This window comes from Paenibacillus sp. JT22N15, assembly GCF_059383755.1.
In genome coordinates this window covers 147298-165529 of record NZ_JBXENV010000006.1, presented here as the reverse complement: position 1 = coordinate 165529, position 18232 = coordinate 147298, and the positions used below count along the sequence as shown (strand labels likewise).

Annotated in this window: 18 protein-coding genes; 4 read left to right on the top strand and 14 right to left on the bottom strand. The window is 43.9% G+C overall.

Annotated features, from left to right (window positions below):
* Nucleotides 1–6 precede the first annotated feature (6 nt).
* The 4 genes from AC50X8_RS13545 to AC50X8_RS13530 form a co-directional block, all read right to left on the bottom strand.
* Nucleotides 7–273, bottom strand: a complete 267-nt coding sequence (locus AC50X8_RS13545) for a hypothetical protein (protein ID WP_494880071.1) — start codon at nucleotides 271–273, stop codon at nucleotides 7–9.
* Nucleotides 257–397 carry a hypothetical protein gene (locus AC50X8_RS13540; RefSeq protein WP_155973113.1) on the bottom strand — a complete coding sequence of 47 codons (141 nt, stop codon included), beginning with the start codon at nucleotides 395–397 and terminating at the stop codon, nucleotides 257–259. The genes AC50X8_RS13545 and AC50X8_RS13540 overlap by 17 nt, the downstream gene beginning before the upstream one ends.
* Nucleotides 398–427: 30 nt before the next feature.
* Nucleotides 428–1984 (bottom strand): glycosyltransferase family 39 protein, encoded by a 1557-nt coding sequence (locus AC50X8_RS13535; RefSeq protein ID WP_494880070.1) that lies wholly within the window; start codon nucleotides 1982–1984, stop codon nucleotides 428–430.
* 162 nt (nucleotides 1985–2146) lie between these two features.
* Nucleotides 2147–3307 carry a leucine-rich repeat domain-containing protein gene (locus tag AC50X8_RS13530; protein ID WP_494880069.1) on the bottom strand — a complete coding sequence of 387 codons (1161 nt, stop codon included), beginning with the start codon at nucleotides 3305–3307 and terminating at the stop codon, nucleotides 2147–2149.
* 307 nt (nucleotides 3308–3614) lie between these two features.
* Between AC50X8_RS13530 and AC50X8_RS13525 the strand changes: the two genes are divergently transcribed.
* From AC50X8_RS13525 to AC50X8_RS13515, 3 genes are read left to right on the top strand one after another with little or no spacing between them, the layout of a single operon-like run.
* The gene (locus tag AC50X8_RS13525) at nucleotides 3615–4010 is read left to right on the top strand and encodes a hypothetical protein (protein ID WP_494859079.1); all 396 of its coding nucleotides are present in this window, start codon (nucleotides 3615–3617) and stop codon (nucleotides 4008–4010) included.
* Between the two features lie 43 nt (nucleotides 4011–4053).
* The gene (locus tag AC50X8_RS13520) at nucleotides 4054–4449 is read left to right on the top strand and encodes a hypothetical protein (protein WP_494880068.1); all 396 of its coding nucleotides are present in this window, start codon (nucleotides 4054–4056) and stop codon (nucleotides 4447–4449) included.
* Between the two features lie 43 nt (nucleotides 4450–4492).
* Entirely contained in the window at nucleotides 4493–4888 is a 396-nt protein-coding gene (locus tag AC50X8_RS13515) for a hypothetical protein (RefSeq protein WP_056034575.1), read from the top strand.
* A gap of 222 nt (nucleotides 4889–5110) precedes the next feature.
* Here the strand turns inward: AC50X8_RS13515 and AC50X8_RS13510 are convergent, their stop codons facing one another.
* The 5 genes from AC50X8_RS13510 to lpdA form a co-directional block, all read right to left on the bottom strand.
* Nucleotides 5111–5473, bottom strand: a complete 363-nt coding sequence (locus AC50X8_RS13510) for a hypothetical protein (RefSeq protein ID WP_056034568.1) — start codon at nucleotides 5471–5473, stop codon at nucleotides 5111–5113.
* A gap of 80 nt (nucleotides 5474–5553) precedes the next feature.
* Nucleotides 5554–6240 (bottom strand): nuclease-related domain-containing protein, encoded by a 687-nt coding sequence (locus AC50X8_RS13505; protein ID WP_056034565.1) that lies wholly within the window; start codon nucleotides 6238–6240, stop codon nucleotides 5554–5556.
* A 370-nt stretch (nucleotides 6241–6610) separates the two neighbouring features.
* The gene (locus tag AC50X8_RS13500; RefSeq protein WP_494880067.1) at nucleotides 6611–7783 is read right to left on the bottom strand and encodes an ABC transporter permease; all 1173 of its coding nucleotides are present in this window, start codon (nucleotides 7781–7783) and stop codon (nucleotides 6611–6613) included.
* Nucleotides 7767–8399 (bottom strand): biotin/lipoyl-containing protein, encoded by a 633-nt coding sequence (locus tag AC50X8_RS13495; RefSeq protein ID WP_494880066.1) that lies wholly within the window; start codon nucleotides 8397–8399, stop codon nucleotides 7767–7769. The genes AC50X8_RS13500 and AC50X8_RS13495 overlap by 17 nt, the downstream gene beginning before the upstream one ends.
* A gap of 36 nt (nucleotides 8400–8435) precedes the next feature.
* Nucleotides 8436–9836: a dihydrolipoyl dehydrogenase gene (gene lpdA, locus AC50X8_RS13490; RefSeq protein ID WP_494880065.1), complete on the bottom strand. Its 1401-nt coding sequence runs from the start codon at nucleotides 9834–9836 to the stop codon at nucleotides 8436–8438.
* Between the two features lie 210 nt (nucleotides 9837–10046).
* Between lpdA and AC50X8_RS13485 the strand changes: the two genes are divergently transcribed.
* On the top strand, nucleotides 10047–10613 hold the full coding sequence (locus AC50X8_RS13485) for a TetR/AcrR family transcriptional regulator (RefSeq protein ID WP_494880064.1): 567 nt from the start codon (nucleotides 10047–10049) through the stop codon (nucleotides 10611–10613).
* A 116-nt stretch (nucleotides 10614–10729) separates the two neighbouring features.
* On the opposite strand, the gene AC50X8_RS13480 is transcribed toward AC50X8_RS13485, so the two are convergent.
* The 5 genes from AC50X8_RS13480 to AC50X8_RS13460 all read right to left on the bottom strand — a co-directional run bounded on the left by AC50X8_RS13480 (nucleotide 10730) and on the right by AC50X8_RS13460 (nucleotide 17897).
* Nucleotides 10730–11674, bottom strand: coding sequence for a carbohydrate ABC transporter permease (locus tag AC50X8_RS13480; RefSeq protein WP_442952529.1), 945 nt, complete (start codon nucleotides 11672–11674; stop codon nucleotides 10730–10732).
* A 16-nt stretch (nucleotides 11675–11690) separates the two neighbouring features.
* The gene (locus tag AC50X8_RS13475; RefSeq protein ID WP_235533132.1) at nucleotides 11691–12665 is read right to left on the bottom strand and encodes an ABC transporter permease; all 975 of its coding nucleotides are present in this window, start codon (nucleotides 12663–12665) and stop codon (nucleotides 11691–11693) included.
* Nucleotides 12666–12758: 93 nt separating this feature from the next.
* Entirely contained in the window at nucleotides 12759–14462 is a 1704-nt protein-coding gene (locus AC50X8_RS13470) for a type 2 periplasmic-binding domain-containing protein (protein WP_056034550.1), read from the bottom strand.
* A 102-nt stretch (nucleotides 14463–14564) separates the two neighbouring features.
* Nucleotides 14565–16271 (bottom strand): sensor histidine kinase, encoded by a 1707-nt coding sequence (locus tag AC50X8_RS13465; RefSeq protein WP_494880063.1) that lies wholly within the window; start codon nucleotides 16269–16271, stop codon nucleotides 14565–14567.
* A 60-nt stretch (nucleotides 16272–16331) separates the two neighbouring features.
* Nucleotides 16332–17897, bottom strand: a complete 1566-nt coding sequence (locus AC50X8_RS13460) for a response regulator (protein ID WP_494880062.1) — start codon at nucleotides 17895–17897, stop codon at nucleotides 16332–16334.
* Nucleotides 17898–18232 lie beyond the last annotated feature (335 nt).

Sequence of the window (18232 nt, the reverse complement as noted above, 5' to 3'; positions counted from 1 at the left end):
CCCCCATTATTTTCTTCTATAGAACTTTTCCCAATCGTAAATAATTTCTACGAGTGAAAATTTCGACTGGTATCGTTCATTTTTTTCCCATTCCCTAATTGCTTGTTTTCTTGTTTGATAAAATTTGTAATCGCTTATGTTCCAAGAACAATAAACTTTTCTGTACCATTTACCATTACTCATACAACCTGCATAACGACGTACAGCTTTAGCAGCTTGGCGTTTTGCCCAACGCGTTTCTGGAGTCGTATGATCGCTATTGACGCCCGCCATTTCCCCTGGAGCCTGCGTCCGATTGGGTTATCGCTTGAGCGGTAATGGCCTCGCATGAGGCAAGCACCAGGGAGCAGCTGAGCATAACGATAATTAAAGCAAAGCCATATCTTGTACTGCGCATCTCTAGCTCACCTCTTCCAGCGTATAATCGTTATCGGAGGAAATATTTTTTCCACCCATACTCATAAAAATCCTTAAAGCCCATGTAGGATAACACAATCAGCAATGGATACACGGGGTAGATATATCGGGACTTGATTTCCCATAACAAATAAAACCCGATGAATCCTAAAATGACGAGAATTAAAGAGGTTTCTTCGAATCGCTTGCCTTTAATTCCACCAAGCAATCGGATGAAAATCCCGACATACATTAGAAAGCTCATCACATACAGCATCCAAAGCAGCGCCGTTCTATAATTTGAATCAGCTTTAAACAAGTCCGTCGCCCATGTCGTATAGCTGTAGCGCTCCAGATTAAAGCTCCTTCTCCCTCCTGTATCGGACGAGCCATCGTTGCCCATGCCGTACCGCTCCATCTGGTACGTTCCTTCCGTCCACGTCCAAACGATCTTTTTAAAATACATTTTTGTTAAATCGCCTATACTCGCCTCGGAGAGCTTATTGCTAATCGACTCCTTAAACAGCTCTACACTGTCCGCCTTATTATAGCCCGCGTCTCTTTGATAAATATTGTAGCTTTGCCGGCTATCCCAAAACCCAAATGTGTTTTTGTTAATGCCCATATTCAGCCACATGTAGATTGGCGCAGAATTTTCGTTGACCGATTCATCTACGACATTCGCCCCTTGCAATACCGCATTTTGCGTCCAGGCCGGAACATTAAACAGCGCCGCCATTAGGAGCATCGAGGCGATAGCCTTCTTCACTCCGATTTTCCTTATGTTGAAAATAAGGCTAAGCAGCACAGCGATCAGAAAAATAACGCCGATGCTTCTGAAATAGTTGCCAATGGCCAGCAAAATGGCAGCGAGGATGATCGTCTTAATCGATCTGGTTCGGATAAACCTCACAGAGAAATACAAAGCGCTGGTCAGAAAAGCGGTAGCGATCACATCGTTATAAATAAAATTGCTCATAAACAGTGCCGGAATATAGGTCGCGCCAAACACTAGAACGCCATAGTCATTTTCCTTGTACTTGCTATTCAGCTCTCTATAGAGCAAGTAAATCATTAGTGTAGTAACGAGCGTAAACATAATGTTAAAGATTTTGATGACCAAATAATTATCTGGAAATAGCTGCAGCAGTGTTTTTAAGTATAGGACGATGGAAAAGTTAAACGGAAACATATACAGATATCCGCCGGTCTGAAAGGTGGAATAATCCTTTTGATACAGCATATTCATCGCCAGAGAAAGCACCGTCTCGGAATCATCCGTAGGCAGGCGGGGAAACAGGAAAATGATCGCGATTTGGAGCGCACACGAAAGCAGCAGCGTGGCAGGAATAACGATTTTCCAGCTGTAATTGTTCAGCTTCAAGCAAAGCTTGTATAGAAAGATGCTTAAGGCGAGGACTGTCCCGATGATCAAAATAAATAAAACCAGCTGCTGCTTTCCCAAGTGTGGCGTATCGCCGTATTCGTAAAAATGATATTCCGCCCTCACAAAAAACGACGACGCGATAAAAAGTCCGATAAAACAAGCAAGCATCACATACAATATTTTTTGAATGCCCTTAACCATGGACAACCTCCTTTACAGCATGAATATAGAAGCATTATAAGTCCCTAATCTGAAAATCTCATGAATAGACAAAATAAAGACGCTCCAGGGGCAAGCTCCCGGGGCGTCTTGTTTGGCAGGTGTATGGAATTTGATTTGTGTTTCGAATTCGAATAATCGTTATTAATAAACTTCATAGATGAGCTCGCTTTCCATTTCAAGCTTATGATTAAAAGCCGCGTAAATGTATAGCTGCCCCGCTGGACTGTCGCCAGCATCGTAGCCTAAACGAAAAGTGCGGTCTCCGGCAAACTCCAGCCCGGACAAAATGAGCTCATTCACATCCTCATCAGGATGCATGCCGGCAATCAAACCCAGCGTGCTATCACATAGCTCCTCTAAATGCTCCCACGCTTTTTTTATAATGGGCGACAGCCGTTTCATGTCCGCTTTGGTGGCGACAGCCACACTTATGGCAAGCTCTTTCTCCTTATATAGAAGCGTGGTGGAATAGGATGTAAGCGAGACGTCGTATACGAAGGTTCCAACTCCTTTGATCGTGTGATCGGGCTCGACAATGAGATTGCTCGAATAATCCAGCCGCGCAAGCATTGGATTATGGCTCGTATCCAGCTTCGAGATTTTATTTTCCGAGCAATAAAGCTCGGCTAAAAGCGCATTATGGCTAATATCCAAGTCTTTAATATGATTATTAAAGCATCTTAAGCTTTGCAGCGCTGGATTGTGGGTTACATCCAATTCCGTAAGATGATTGTTGTTGCAGCGAATTTCAAGCAGGCTCGGACAGTCCTTTACGTTCAAGCTTATTAAATAATTGTTTCCGCAATCAAGGCGTGAAAGCTGTATATTTTGATCCAAATTTATATTAAAAAGGGCATTGTAGCCGCAGTTTAGCTCCTCTAGCTTCGTGTTCTGATTGATTTGCAATTCCGAGAGGATATTCCAATAACAGTCCAGCTTGACGAGCATGGCGTTGCGGCTAATATCCAGCTCCCGAATTCGGTTGAACCCGCAATCCAGAACTTCCAGCTTCCTATTGCTCGTCAAATTCAAGGCATGAATCTCATTTTTGTTGCAGTTAAGCTTTCTCAGATTTAGATTGCTGCTGATATCTAGCTCCATCAGGTTATTGTATGAGCAATCCAGCTCTTCAAGAGACGTAAAATGTTCAATGCCCTTCAGACTTGAATATGTTTGGCTTGCGAGCTGCAGCGATACGATTTGCTCCACATCGCTCGTCTGAATCCATTCGCGATTTTCACAATAATTTTCTAAAATATATGTTTTGAATCGTTCATCTATAAAATCTTCTGTAATATTCATAGCGCTCCTCCTTGAGGCAAAATCCTAATGAATGTAGTCGATTAGTGGCTGCCAAAACTCCAATAGACAGACTAAATCTATCATAGCATAAATTTGGATATTTCCATTCCCAAAACTCGACAAAACCCGTCATTTGCTCCTTCTTCTCTACCATTTACAACGGTATTTTAATAGGATATATTGGAATGGTTAGAAATGTTAGCGCTAACATTAAGTGAGAGGGGATTGATGCGGACCGCTTCGAAAGGCTTAGTTTGTATCTAACTTAAGCTTTAAAATAATCCTTTTTTGAGAGGACGGACCTTTTATGAAAAAACTAAGCGCAAAATTATTCGTACTTGTTTTGGCAATGTCTCTTATGTTCAGCATGACGGCATCGGCCAGTGCTAATGTCGTAGCCTATGGAATGACCTATTCCGATACGCTCACAGCTGGGCAAACCTCTGCCTATTTTCTTTCTAATGCTAAAACATCTGGTACAAGCGTTAAGGTAACAGCATCGGCAGCAAATGCCATTCAACTGCATTACTACTGGACCTACAACAATACAACATTGGACCTTGGCACATACGTCGTAAACAGCACAAATTACAATGGCGGTGCGGCCTACTACAGCCCTGGCACTTTGACTACAGTAGTAGAGCGCGTTCCAGGATCAACGACTCCTTTACCTTCCGTATCTTACTCCATTACTTTCAATTAATCGCATAAGTTAACCATCCATTTTTTGAGAGGACGGACCATTTATGAAAAAACGAAGCGCAAAATTATTCGTACTTGTTTTGGCAATGTCTCTTATGTTCAGCATGACGGCATCGGCCAACCCTACTATCATCGCCTATGGAATTACCAATTCCTATACGCTCACAGCTGGTCAAAGCTATACCTACATTCTCCCTAATGCTAAAACATCTGGTTCAAGCGTTAAGGTTACGGCAACGGCAGCAAATGCCATTCAATTGCATTACTACTGGAGCTACAACAATACAACACAGGACCTTGGCACATCCATCGTAAACAGCACAAATTACAATGGCGGCTCGGGCTACTACAGCCCTGGCACTCTGATAACAGTAGTAGAGCGCGTTCCAGGATCGACGACTGCTATTCCTTCCGTATATTACTCTATTACTTTCAACTAATCGCACAAGTTAGCCATCCATTTTGGGAGAGGACGGACTATTTATGAAAAAACGGAGCACAAAACTATTTGTTCTCGTTTTGGCAATGTCTCTTATGTTCAGCATGACGGCAGCGGCTAATCCTGCTATCGTCGGCTACGGCGGTCTCTATTATAATACCCTTGCTGCTACTCAATCCTATGCCTACATCCTCCCTAATGCTAAAACTACAGGTACAAGTGTCACCGTCACTACAGCCGTTCCTAATGCACTTCAACTGCATTACTACTGGAGCTACAACAATACGACGCTCGATCTAGGAACGACCATCGTTAACAGCACCTATTACAACAGCGGTTCGGCCTACTATAACCCTGGCACTCTAATCACAGTAGTAGAGCGCGTTCCAGGATCGACAACAGCCTATCCGTCCGTATCCTATAGCATTACCTTCAAATAATAGGATTGGACATCGTCATCATTTCTAATTATGCTTGACTTTGTCATTGTAAAATATGGAGTCATACAAATGAACAAGAACACGCGGATACCATTGGGTACCTGCGTGTTCTTGTTTCCCACTCCATGTTCTCTAAATACCATTGTAAATAGAGCTATATCAAACCTCTCCTTTTTTAAGGTGTTGCTCGTATCCTCTGGACTCAAGTCTATCATTTAGGCTCTAAATGATTTCCCCCTTCCAATCAACAACGATTAATCGCTCCTTCTTGTGAAAACACCATTCAATAATTGTCTTTACTAATTCTGGTGTGATAATCGTATCCTCCCAGATTGGAGTCTGTACCCTCATCCAGCCTTGCCAACCGGATCTATCTAATCCTTCAAATTCCCGTCCCTTAATAACGATGTGGGGTGTTTTGGGATTCTTGGACTGACCGACTTCATATGAAACGATCCACTTTTTATCATCTGAAACGATATTTAGCTTTATTTGCCCACAATCGTCATAGTCCGGCTGGACATACCAATAAAATAATCTGGCGTTACATACAATCTTTCTTCTACCTTTTTTATTAATGCCCATTAATCACGCTCCTGTTATTCATGATTTGCTCATAAAGACCTTGCTTCATAGAATACCTCTGATTATTTATAATGAATCTCTTAAGTACTTTTCTTCACCTTTTCAATATGCTCTGCCCTACTATTTAAATCGGTAATGTTTAACCTTCTTACTTTCTCGTAGATAGTTTGTACGCTTTCCTTCGTCACATTCGCTGTCGGATTCTCGGCTTTTAGTCGATTTAATTTCCGGTTAATAAACTCAGATAATTCCACATCATATACAATCAGCTCGTCAGAATGAATTTTGCGCAGCTCGGGATCAATGCTGAATCGACATCTCATGGTAAAAGAAATCACTGAAATATATCTCAATGTTCCATATTCCTCTAAATGCGATTCCAATGCTTTCATATGCCCGTAGTTTTGTCTAAGAGGATTATACATTTTGAAACGATTGCTCACGCTCCAGTGCGTATCATTCCGCCCGCCCTTAATCTCCCCGTTATAGTTTTTCGTTTCAATGACGAATAGTCCATAGGGAGAAATAACGAGATGATCCACCTGGGAATAACCTGAGCGTGACTTAGGATTAGAGATTAGCAAATCACTTAAATACTTGCAGTCTTTTGGCAACTGATCCAATTGAATATTTATTTTATGCTCGCCTAATTCGCCAATACGAGTCGCTTCTATCTTTTTTCGCTGCGGTGGTTTAGACGATTTTCTAGGTACAACGGGCTTTTCAGACGACTTCTTTTTAAAAAAAGCCAAAAACTTATTTAACATTGTACAGCTCCTCTTATATATGACTCTCGGAAATTGACTTTAGGCTTTAAATCATCGATATCCAAGATATGTACATCACTTTATTTCGAAGCGCTAATCCCATTTTTAAAATTCCATTTATATGTATTATATCATCTTGCCTATACAAAGTTTTGTTTGCCTCCTTATACTGTGAGAGATTCTCAATAAGAAAACTGGAGAACGCCTAGAGTGACTCGTAATGTCCATGGAAGCGGTCTAAGCTTTTTAGCGAGTTCAGATGCAAGCTTGTATTAGGAGCAAAAAAAGAGAGGCTCGATACCCCTCTTTACGATTTACTTCAATACATCCCTATTTTATTGTCCTGCTCCACTAGCTGCGCCCTAATTGATTAACCTCTGCTCGGCACAACATCTGAAGTCATCCTCGATTCCCGGCTGGAATCTGTTTTCCCAGCTTCCTGCATTACAAGTAATCCAATTAACAAGGACACAACGCCGATAATGATCAGCAGCGCCCCCAATTCCTGACCGTAGGCTGTTAGCTCCCCCTCGCGAAAAGCCATCCCGCGGATGAGGCGGTTAAGCCAGTTCAAAGGCAATGCCCATGCGAAAATTTGAAAAGGCTCTGGAAACGCAAGCGGAATCAGCTGAATTCCCGTAGCAAGAAACGATGGATACAACACCAAGCTGGTTCGTAAACTGATTTTGGACTGGTCTTTGGCAGAATAGCCAATCAACATTCCCACGAGTGACAAAGCAAAGGCATAAACAAGCAAGGGGATGATAAAAACATAGGGCTCCGCTTCAAACCGCATGGCCCCCACCTGTTTTAATAATCCATAGCACAGGAGCAGGGATAGGGAGCTCAGAACAGCGTAAGGTACACTGCGCATCCACAGCTGCAAAGGCGACTTCCCGCTTTCGAAGAGCTTTCCCTCCTGACGCAGGCGAGGTACAATCGAGCCAGCAGCACTTGTTGTAATCATTAAAACGACTATATTTACAAAGCCAAGCACCATAAAGCCGACATAGCTTGTGGTCGGATTAAACAGCATACGCTGCTGAAGGGACAACGGTGAGACGAGCCCTTTGGACGTTTCGGCATCCATCCCTTTTTGCAGCAGACGGGTCATGGAAACGGTCGTATTTTCCGTTACGATGACTTCCTGAATCGCGGTTCGGATGCCAGTCAGCCCTGAGGGCATCGTATTATCCATTAAAATGCCGATATTCGTTGATATTCCCTGCAGCTGACGCTGCTCCAACTGTTTGGGAAGCATGATGACCGCTACAGCCTGCTCATTAGCCAGCAATGCTTCTGGGGCCATACGGCTGGCGTACACGTTAGTGACTTTCATGTATGGGGAAGCATTTATTTTGGAAATGATCTGCCGGGAATATGCACTGTGATCCTCATCAATGACGACAATAGGCGATTCACTGATCTGGTTCTGCGAAAACATTAATCCAAAAAAGATGGCCGCAATTATCGGACCGATAAAGATCATGCGAGCATACTTGCTGCCCGCTACGTGCTTCCACTCGTCAATCAGCGAATTCATCAAGTCTCACCTCCGCGGTCATGCCCGGAAGCAAATCAGCATTTGATTCCATAGCTATTCGAACAAGGAACATGCTTAAATCAGCTTGCCCTTTCTCACGACTCATACGCAGGTTGGCAAATTGAGGCGCAGCTGCAATGGAAGCTACAACACCATCGATCTGAACTTGACGCTCCACATATGGAAAATGAACCTCTACCCTTTTATTGACCTCAAGCTTATCCATTTCACTTTCCTGAATGTATAGATCTGTATAGAAGGTATTCTTTTGCAAAATCGCAACTGGCATGCCTTGTGCCAGCTGTTCCCCCGGCTTTACAGCGACTCTGCTGATCAATCCGTCATCCGGCGCAAGCACATCGATTTCCCCTTCGCCAGCTGATTTAACCTTAAAGAGCACATCTCCCTGTTTTACGGAATCGCCTACAGCTGCATTAACCTTTACAATCATCCCTGGACTCTTGTCATAAAATAGGGTCGTTTGCTCCGCCTCAAGCACACCTTGCTTCCTGCTCTCAGCCTGACTGACAGCATCCTTTCCTTTCATCGCAAGAAGCGAACCTCCCACGATAAGCACCATCGCAATCCCGATATAAAAACCTGCTTTTATTTTCATTGTTGTATCTCTCCCATTCCAATTGTCGATATGCGGTTAAATCTGCTGCTCTTTTTTCCTCATCCTCATTTTTGTGACCGCGTTTTCGGCAGCCTCCATAATCACTTCTCCCAATGTAGGATGGGGGTGAATCGTCATAGCCAAGTCTTCCACGGCTGCCCCCATCTCGATCGCAAGGGCAAGCTCCGATATAAGGGTGGATGCCTCCACTCCAACGATTTGCGCACCAATGACGATTCCTGAAATCGGGTCCGCCACCACTTTGACGAAACCTTCCGTTTCCTTCAATGCCAATGCTCTTCCGTTGATTGCGAAAGGGGCTTTACCGACAACAATCGGGATGGCTTTTGCCTTTGCCTCCGTTTCACTTAAGCCCACACTAGCCAGCTCTGGATTGGAAAAGACGACGAGCGGAATCGCTTTATAATCGACCTCGGAGGCATAGCCTGCAATCGCTTCGGCCGCAACTTTCGCTTCATAGGAAGCCTTGTGTGCGAGCGCCGGACCAGCCGTAATATCTCCAATTGCAAAAATATGCGGGATAGCCGTTCTGCACTGTTTATCCGTACTGATCAGTCCTCTGCTTGTCACTGGCAGGCCGATGCGATTCAGCCCTAACTCGCCGTCTGTATTTGGTTTTCTGCCGACAGTGACTAATGCATATTCCGCTGTAACCTGATGCTGCTCTTGATTTTTAGAATAATGAAGCGTAATGCTCGCGGAATTCTGTACCATTTTCCCCGCCGTCGCACCCGTTACGATATTTATCCCATCAGCCTTCAACTGCTTGACAACAGGGGCAGCAAGCTCCGCCTCGAATCCCGGCAGCACTTGTTCTCCTCCCTCCAAAATCGTCACCTTTGTGCCAAATTTGGCATACATCTGCCCAAGCTCAATCCCGATATATCCACCGCCGATGACCACTAAGCTAGCAGGAACCTCTGGGAGTGAAAGAGCCTCTGTGGAAGACAGCATACGCCCGCCGAACGGAAAGGCTTGCAGCTCAATCGGACGAGACCCCGTTGCCAGTATGGCGTACTTGAAAGAGATGAGCTGCTCCTGTCCAGCTTGTTTGATAAGTGCTGTATGTTCATCAACGAAACGAGCTTCCCCCTCCAAAATGCTCACATCGGCAGTCTTTAATAGATAACTAACTCCGCCTGCCTGCTTGTTCACAATTCCCTGCTTGAAAAGCTGAGCATTCTTAAATGACGCTGCCGCATCTGCATGATAGAACTCTTGGAGCAAATCATGGCGATGTGATTCTGCGATCAACGCTTTGGATGGAATGCAGCCAACATGCGTGCATACTCCCCCAAGCTGACTGCGTTCAACAATTGCCGTCTTCATTCCAAGCTGTGAACAGCGTAGCGCCGCCACATAACCTCCCGGACCTGATCCAATGACTAACGTTTCTACCGATTCAAGCTTACTCATATCGTGATACCTCCTATTGAAGTTGCCTCTCTAAATATGATGATCGTAATATATTATAATCATCATATTTTAAAAACGTCAACAGCCGCGTTTAGCCTTTTTGGAGCTAACCGCTAGCTTATCGCTAAATTGACAGGCTTAATTATGACGATTATAATATTTTAAAGGATGGCATGATGAAGTTAATGATGATGTTATGGGGTGATTACAATGCCGTATCCCAAAGGCCATAAGCTTAAAGTAAGGAATAAGATCGTTGAAAGTGCTGCCCAGGCTTTTCGCACCAATGGTATCCACGATGTAAGTGTTCCGTTCATTATGAAGGGGGCCGGATTGACCCATGGAGGGTTTTATTCGCATTTTGACAATAAAGAGCAGCTGGTCGCCGAAGCGTGCCAGTATGCCATTAGCGATACGATCGCACTGCTGCAGAACATCGCTGATCAGGAGCTTCAAAATCCCAAAATCAATACGGTCATTGATTATTATTTAAGTCCGTACCATCGCGACAAAACGGAGATGGGCTGCATTCTTCCTGCCCTTTCCAGCGAAATATCCCGTTCTTCCGAAGAGATTCGGCAAGTATTCACCATTGAATTGGAGCGGATGATTGCTTTTATCTCCAATCTGGCGGAAATCGACCTAACCAAAGGCAGCGCCCTGCTGAGCACTATGGTCGGCTCCCTTGCTCTTGCACGTTCTGTTCACAATCCTGAAATGAGCGACAGCCTTCTCTCGGCAGGCAAACAGTATGCCAAAGCGTTGGTTATGGCCTAGACTTGTCCAAGCTGCTAAGCACAAAAAAAACACGCCCATAAATGGCGTGTTTTTTTGTTCAAGTAGTTGCTCCCGGCATTGAGGCGCACGGAAGCACTTAGACTCCAATTGGGAGCTTACCCTTTTACCCCGCCTACCATCATGCCTTTGACAAAATATTTCTGCAGGAAAGGATACACCATAATAATCGGCACCGAGGCAACAATCGTCATCGTAGCACGAACGGCCATAGGCGTAACCATATTTTGCTGTGCTCCGCTGGCTCCTTGAATCATCCCATCCATGCTCGATGTTCCGGTGGTCGTATTGGAGTTTTGCAGAATTTTCTGCAGTTCATATTGCAAGGTGCTTAAATTGCTGTCTGATGAATTATATAGAAATACGTCGAACCACGAATTCCATTGGTATACCCCGGAAAATAAAGCTACCGTTGCAAGCACGGGTACCGTTAACGGTAAAATAATACTGAAAAAGGTTCTGTAATCTCCTGCACCGTCAATTTTTCCCGATTCAAGGATGCTTTCCGGAAGATTCTCAATAAAGGAACGAATGATGATCAGGTTGAACACGCCAATGATTCCCGGAAGAATGTATACCCAGAAGCTTCCAATCATCCCCATATCTCTCATTAGGAGATAATTTGGAATTAGGCCGCCGTTAAAATACATAGTCATAATAAAGGCCACCGTGATGAATTTGCGGAGCACATATTCCTGTCTGCTGAGCGTAAAAGCCAGCATGGCCGAGCAGAAGACGGTTACGACAGTTCCTATGACCGTTCGCAGGACTGATATGAGAGTCGCATGAAAAATAGTCGCCTCTCTAAAAATGTAGCTATAGTTAGCGATTGTCCACTCTCGTGGCAGCAGGTATATTCCGCCTTTTATTGAATCCTGTGCACTGTTGAGAGAAACCGCAAGTACGTTCAAAAATGGATAGAGAGTAATAATCATCAAAAAAATCATGAAGCTGTAGTTGCAAATGACAAACAAGCGGTCACCGGTGGAAGAGCTCATTCGATGCTTAATCCGTTTATTCTTTTTGACAGCTACGATTTCCATTCGTGCTCCTCCTTTTCTAATACAGCCTGGCTTCTCCCATGCGTTTCGCGGCGTTATTCGCTATAAACAATAGGATGAAGCTGACCACGGTTTTGAACATGCCTGCTGCAATAGAAAGAGAGAAATTGCTCTGCGCAATCCCGTATTTCAGCACGAATATATCTATGTTCTCGGAATAGTCAACATTCATGCCGTTGCCCAGCAAATACTGTGGTTCGAATCCCGACTCCAGCAAATAACCGATATTCATAATTAGCAGTATGATTACAACAGATTTAATACCAGGCAATGTAATATAGATCATTTTCTTGAATCGATTCGCACCGTCAATCTCTGCAGCTTCATATTGCGTAGGATCAATCGTCGTCATTGCCGCCAGATACACAATTGTATTCCATCCTATGTCTTTCCAGATAGAGCTTGCTCCGAAGATGGTCCAGAAATACTCTGGAATGCCTAAGAACAAAATTTCATTGCCGCGATCAATAAATCCCAACCCGACTAACAATTGGTTGATTGTTCCGTCCGGCGACAAGGTCGTTTGGATAATGCTCGCTGCTACCACCCAGGATATAAAGTGTGGCAAATAACTCACGGTCTGAACGACGCGTTTAAAGGCGATATTGCGTATTTCATTTAGCAGCAAAGCAAGTGTAATCGCTGTGATGAAGCCAAAAATCAAATTAATCGAGCTCATAGCCAGCGTATTGCGGAGAACTCTGAGAAATCGGTCATCCCCAAACAAAAATTTAAAATGCTCAAACCCAATCCACGCTTGATCCATAAATTTTTTAGCCGGCTTATAATCCTGGAAAGCGATGGTCCAGCCCCATAGCGGTAAATATTTAAATATAATCAGCCATATTAAAAAGGGAACAGACATGATGGCGAGGGCACGCTGTTGAAACAGCTTTTTAAAGAAATGCCTGATTCGGTTCTCGTATTTATTTCCCTTGGATTGGGAAATGGCCAATACCGTATTTTTGTCCACCTGTATTCTCTCCTTCCAAAACCACACGGGTAAAGCAAACATTCAGAAAGGCCAGCCTCAACCGATGCAGTCTGGCCTTTCTCATAAAAGGGATTACTGGTTCGCCATCGCAACCTTCTGCTTCACTTGCTCCGTTGTCCATTTCTCATAGCCCGCAGTGTCCAGCTTGCCGAATTCCTTCATATACTCCTCCCATACAGCATCAAATTTATCCGGAGTTGCCATTACCATTTTCGGGAAGTATTTCTTCGTCATTTCATCCTTGCTTGCTTCCCATAGCTGTTCCGGTGAGTTTTGCTCCTTCGCAAATCCCCAGGCAGGAAAGTAAGGACGGCTGATCGGCTCAGCGTACAACTGGCTATAGGTTTGCACCCCATACTTCTCCAGAATGAATTTATCCTTCTCCGTCAGTGTCATTTGGAAAACCTCTGGCTGGCTGGCAACATTTCGCGCATTTCCGTTAGCCAGTGTAGAGGTAGCATTATACATTGGCCAGTTCCAGCTGTAATATTTGAAGCCAAAGCTCTCTCTGAACGTCTCATCAATTTTGTCAATTTGCTCTTGAGTACGATAGTAGCGGCCTTCTTCATTTACTTCATAGGTTTCGCCCTTGATTCCCCATGACAACAGCGTCTGATTCTCTTCTGTGAGCATATTGTCAAAGTACTGGATGATTCGGACCGGGTCCTTGGCGCTGACCGTAATCCCGATTCCGCGGTTGGTTACTAGTCCGCCCGGAGGGTCCAGATAAGCATCCGGGGTATTTTCATCAAAGGTAATGGGCAGCGGGAAGTAATTATATCCGTCCAGGGAAGGATCCTTTCTTGCCGCATCCTTCAGGACATTAAGCGCATTATCTACCTGCCAGCGGTAATCGAAAAAGCCGAGTACCTTATGGGAAGTTAATTTGGCGATATACTGGTCGTAGTTGTCCACAAAGGACGCTTTGTCAAAAAGTCCATTTGCATTCAGTTTATTTAATTCTTTCAACCACCTCTTAGTAGCGTCAGAACCAGCATACGTTTTTGCTTCCCAAGTGCTGGTATCTACAGTAACGTTGCCGTCATTCGGGTAACCCATAAGGTGCATAGGCGGATTGGAGGTGGCAAAAAAACGCCAGTCATGTGTAAGTGATACTAATCCAGTCAAATTTTCGTCCTTATGCTTATCTCGGTAATTCGTGATTAGCTCGACGTACTGATCCAAAGTTTTGATCTTGGGATATCCGGCTTCCTCCAGCACACGACGCTGCACCCAGAAAGCTGCTCCGGCTTCCGGCTCGGGAATAAAATCGTTCACTTGCGCAGCAATAGGGAGGAAATAGATTTTTCCATCTTTAGCTTTCATTTGATTCAGCGATTTTCCATAAACCCGCTTGATATTCGGACCGTATTGCTCAATGAGATCATCGAGCGGTATAAAAGCGCCTGCATTCAGCACTTCTTCTATTGCTGCATCCGGGATTAGCACATCAGGGTAATCGTTAGCGGCAATCATCGTTCCAATCTTTGTATTTAAGTCGCCGACTACAAACTCCAGCTTGAAATTCACGCCGGTTTGATCCTCAAGGAGCTTGCCGATTGTAGTTTGATTGGTATTGCCATCCTTCGAACCGGCTACCCCGTTGAAAATTTTAAATGTTACTTTATCCTGCTTGGCTCCTGTAGTTGCATTGCCACTCTGCTCCGCCGTTCCTGTATTCTCCTTCGTATTATTGTTGCCAGAGCAAGCTGTAATCACAGATAATGATAATACTGCTGTTAAACAGAGAAGCCAAATTCTATTGATTTTGTTCATTGCTTTTACTCCCCCTTTTATATGAATGGTGTGTTACTCCCTTAGTATAAAAGCGTTTTCATTTCATCGTTACCCTTTAAATTATGGTTTATTCTTTGAAAACTATGGATTCGATGGAATTTTCAGCACGATTCGTGTTCCTTCACCAGGGCGGCTGTGTACTTCAAATACAATTCGGTCGCCATAAAGCATTTTGCCCCTGTAAATTACATTCTGTATCCCAATCCGGTCGCCAATAAGTTCTTCCGCCTTAAGGTAGTCATACAGCCTGCTGACCAGCTTCCCGTTCATGCCGATTCCGTTGTCTTTGACTGAGAAAACGACAAAATCCTCCTCAATTCCAATCCGGATATCAATTCCCCCGCCTTTTTTCAGCGGTTCAATCCCATGAATGCTAGCGTTCTCCACAAAGGGAAGAAACACCATCTTCGGGATTACACAGGCACGGGCTTCAGGCTCCACCTCGACATGGTATTTCAATTTGTCTTCGAAACGATATTTCTGTATTTCTAAAAAACACATGATAAAACCCAGTTCCTCCTCCACCGTTACCCATTCCTTATTCCAGGTTAAAGAGCTGCGTAAAATCATCGCCATACTTTGAATCATTTTGGCTGTCTCCTTCTCATGCTTAAGCAGACTTCGCATCCGTATCGTCTCCAGCGCATTGAACAGGAAATGGGGATTAATCTGACTTTGAAGAGCATTCAGCTGCGCCTTCCGCCGTTCCAGCTCAAGTGATTTTTTCTGGATAGCCGTCATATACACATCGTTAATTAATGTCTTAATCTGCATAATCATATTGTTGAATTCGAGTGTCAGCTGACCGATTTCATCACGGGCTTCCCCATAATTGATCATCTGAAAATTCTGTGTTTTTACTTTCTTCATATGCTTTAGGATTTCAATAATCCGTACGTTAATAGACCTTGTAATAATTAAGATGATTATAGTAGGAAAAATCATCATCACGCATCCGGACCAAACAATGAAATAGCGTGACTTCAACTCCTCCTTAATAATCTCATGCTCATTAATGGTACCCACGACCTTCCAGCCGCGCAGATAACTGATGCTGCCATATCCCTTCTCAAATTGAATGAGATTATCCGATTTCAGGGAGCTGTACAGATGCTTGGTATTCGCCTGCCAGTCGATTGCCCGGTTGGTTGTGTATTCTATTCGGTCTCCTGGACTCAGCAGGTACATATCTCCCTTTACATTCAAATTAGAAAAAATCTCCATGATATCAATCGTCTTGAAATCAAGTTTAATGAGCTTCTCCTTGGCCATCCGATCCGCAAAATAATCCATTCGCCGGAGCAGCGAAAAAGATTGAAATTGGCCCTCCGGGTCTTCGATGCGAACGAATACAGGCTGGGATGACGCATCCTTCAGCCAAAGCTTATACCATGCTTCTTCACGAACCTCATCGGATAATATGCCGATATTTCCTGAATTCAAAAGCGTGGGATTGTCTACATATATCGTTTTGTTCTGAAGAGAAGAAGAGAACGGAGAGTAATTGTTCAGAATCGATCTTAAATAGAGATCATAGGCCTCTACATAGTCTTCCGTATGCGTGAAATTCATATTTAACACTTCATTGGTTTTGTAATCCGCATAAAAAAAGGAGGATAACCCTACACCTTGATCAACCATTAACTGGAACTCATTTTTAATTTGCTCCACGGCACGGTCAATATCATTGATTCTTTGTTCTTTTACATTCTCGGTAATGATATTATAAAAAATCGCATTCGTCAGAATGATTGGAGCAATGACACCAAGGAAATATACCAAAAACATTTTGTTCCTCAACCGGATATTATTCAGAAAATGCATAGCTTCCCCTTCCCCCTCCTCGCTTTAGCGCTTGCCGATTCGGCTTCTATATTCCGTAGGGGTCATCTGTCCCAGCTTTTCAAATTGGGTCACGAAATAATCCGCATTTTTGAAGCCCACCTGCTCGGCAATTTCATAGATCCGCATGTCGGTCTGTCTTAGAAGCTTCTTGGCTTCCGTAATACGCAGCTGGAGCAAGTAGTCATTGAAATACATCCCATAGTTTTTTTTGAATATTTGTCCGAGATAGGCAGAACTCATGTAAAACTGATTAGCCATACTTTTCAGATTGAGATTTTCATGAAAATTTTTATCTACATAACACTTAATCTTATAAAGCCCGCCACTTCCATAGCTTTGATAGAGACTCTGAATCAACCTGGCAGCCTCCAGCGCAAAGGCTTCAAACAAGGCCCGGAGCTCGCTAAATGTGATGTTATGATCCTGCCAGTTCATGATAGGCATAAGACTTGCCAGCCGCTTTTCATCGCCTTCCATACTTCTAATCGTATTCAGCACACTGTGGACACATTGAATCGTGGCCGCTTTTATAGCTTCCTGCGATACAGCCTTTTCTGCAAACTCCGCAAACATCCGGTCGATAACCAAAACAAGCTTTTGCTCGTTGTTCTCTTCAATGGCTTCAATGATTGTACGGTACACCTCGTCCTTGATATGGACATAACGGAGATCCTTATCGGCAATATCGGAATGCAGCAGGATTCGCTGGGTGTGCCTGAAGTATTTATATTGCACGGTCTCCTTAGCGCTGACGTAAGAATGCTTCAATAGCATGAAGGAGCTTACCGTTCTGCCCACATAGGCTTGAAGGTCTAAGGAGAACAGATTACTGAGCTGAAGCAGACAATCTGCCATGAAGCTCCGGGCATCACCATTATGTCCTCTTAAGTAGAGATCAGGTATAATAAATCCGAATGCGCGCCGATGCTCGTGCACAATCGGGGTTTCCGAACAAAGCTGCTGAACCGATTGCTGGATTGCATTTTTGAATTCTGCCTTAGGAGGCATAAGCCTGTCTCCCCACGGAAACACATTATTAATTTCCAGCAATACGTACATAAACTCCTTCGCTCCCATTCCAGTCCATTGCTTTTCCCAGACCTCAAGAGCATCGTCCTTGGCTTCACCACGAATGAGCGTCTCAATCAGTTTCTCTTCCTCGTGAATAATAAGCCTCTCTTTTAGCTGTTTCTGTGCAGAAAACTTGTCGCGATATTTATGAAGCGCTTTCACAATTTCGTTCTCATTAATAGGCTTAAGCACATAATCCAGTACATCGTACCGAACCGCCTGCTGGGCGTAACGGAAGTCATTATAACCGCTGATAATAATAAATTCGGTTTCAAGCTTCGCCTCCGTTACGGCTTGAATTAGCCCGATTCCGTCTAAAATTGGCATACGGATATCCGTAATGACAAGATGCGGCTGCTTCTTGCAGATAAGATCCAGAGCGTCTTCTCCGTTGTCTGCCTCACCTATCACCTCAAAACCACTGCTTGCCCAATCCACCATTTCAATCAAGCCCTTGCGGACAAATAATTCATCGTCGACAATAATGATTCCGTACATCGTAATCTCACTCCCTTACTGAAGCTCATTCCAATTAGATACTAACTATAGAATATAATTTTCAAAAAGAATATCGTGAGTTTTCCATCGACTACTTGCTCAAAATCTTCCTCTATAGGTCGGAACATTTTCATATATGTACAGAATGAGCAGAACATAAAGCAAGACTGGGGTTATTATATCAGAGCGTACTAGGAGCACATAGTCTTTACATAAGAGAAGCAAAGGAAAGCAAAGGGTCATCTTTCCTTCCCTTTGCTTCAAAAATCGTGGCTTGCCAGGCTCTATACACTTGCGAACTTCGGCCTGATTCTGCCTAATATATGGTATCCACT

Bases quoted from the DNA above. Each gene is read 5' to 3' on its own strand.
- AC50X8_RS13545 (WP_494880071.1), bottom strand. From the start codon at position 273: ATGGCGGGCGTCAATAGCGATCATACGACTCCAGAAACGCGTTGGGCA.
- AC50X8_RS13540 (WP_155973113.1), bottom strand. From the start codon at position 397: ATGCGCAGTACAAGATATGGCTTTGCTTTAATTATCGTTATGCTCAGC.
- AC50X8_RS13535 (WP_494880070.1), bottom strand. From the start codon at position 1,984: ATGGTTAAGGGCATTCAAAAAATATTGTATGTGATGCTTGCTTGTTTT.
- AC50X8_RS13530 (WP_494880069.1), bottom strand. From the start codon at position 3,307: ATGAATATTACAGAAGATTTTATAGATGAACGATTCAAAACATATATT.
- AC50X8_RS13525 (WP_494859079.1), top strand. From the start codon at position 3,615: ATGAAAAAACTAAGCGCAAAATTATTCGTACTTGTTTTGGCAATGTCT.
- AC50X8_RS13520 (WP_494880068.1), top strand. From the start codon at position 4,054: ATGAAAAAACGAAGCGCAAAATTATTCGTACTTGTTTTGGCAATGTCT.
- AC50X8_RS13515 (WP_056034575.1), top strand. From the start codon at position 4,493: ATGAAAAAACGGAGCACAAAACTATTTGTTCTCGTTTTGGCAATGTCT.
- AC50X8_RS13510 (WP_056034568.1), bottom strand. From the start codon at position 5,473: ATGGGCATTAATAAAAAAGGTAGAAGAAAGATTGTATGTAACGCCAGA.
- AC50X8_RS13505 (WP_056034565.1), bottom strand. From the start codon at position 6,240: ATGTTAAATAAGTTTTTGGCTTTTTTTAAAAAGAAGTCGTCTGAAAAG.
- AC50X8_RS13500 (WP_494880067.1), bottom strand. From the start codon at position 7,783: ATGAATTCGCTGATTGACGAGTGGAAGCACGTAGCGGGCAGCAAGTAT.
- AC50X8_RS13495 (WP_494880066.1), bottom strand. From the start codon at position 8,399: ATGAAAATAAAAGCAGGTTTTTATATCGGGATTGCGATGGTGCTTATC.
- lpdA (WP_494880065.1), bottom strand. From the start codon at position 9,836: ATGAGTAAGCTTGAATCGGTAGAAACGTTAGTCATTGGATCAGGTCCG.
- AC50X8_RS13485 (WP_494880064.1), top strand. From the start codon at position 10,047: ATGCCGTATCCCAAAGGCCATAAGCTTAAAGTAAGGAATAAGATCGTT.
- AC50X8_RS13480 (WP_442952529.1), bottom strand. From the start codon at position 11,674: ATGGAAATCGTAGCTGTCAAAAAGAATAAACGGATTAAGCATCGAATG.
- AC50X8_RS13470 (WP_056034550.1), bottom strand. From the start codon at position 14,462: ATGAACAAAATCAATAGAATTTGGCTTCTCTGTTTAACAGCAGTATTA.
- AC50X8_RS13465 (WP_494880063.1), bottom strand. From the start codon at position 16,271: ATGTTTTTGGTATATTTCCTTGGTGTCATTGCTCCAATCATTCTGACG.
- AC50X8_RS13460 (WP_494880062.1), bottom strand. From the start codon at position 17,897: ATGTACGGAATCATTATTGTCGACGATGAATTATTTGTCCGCAAGGGC.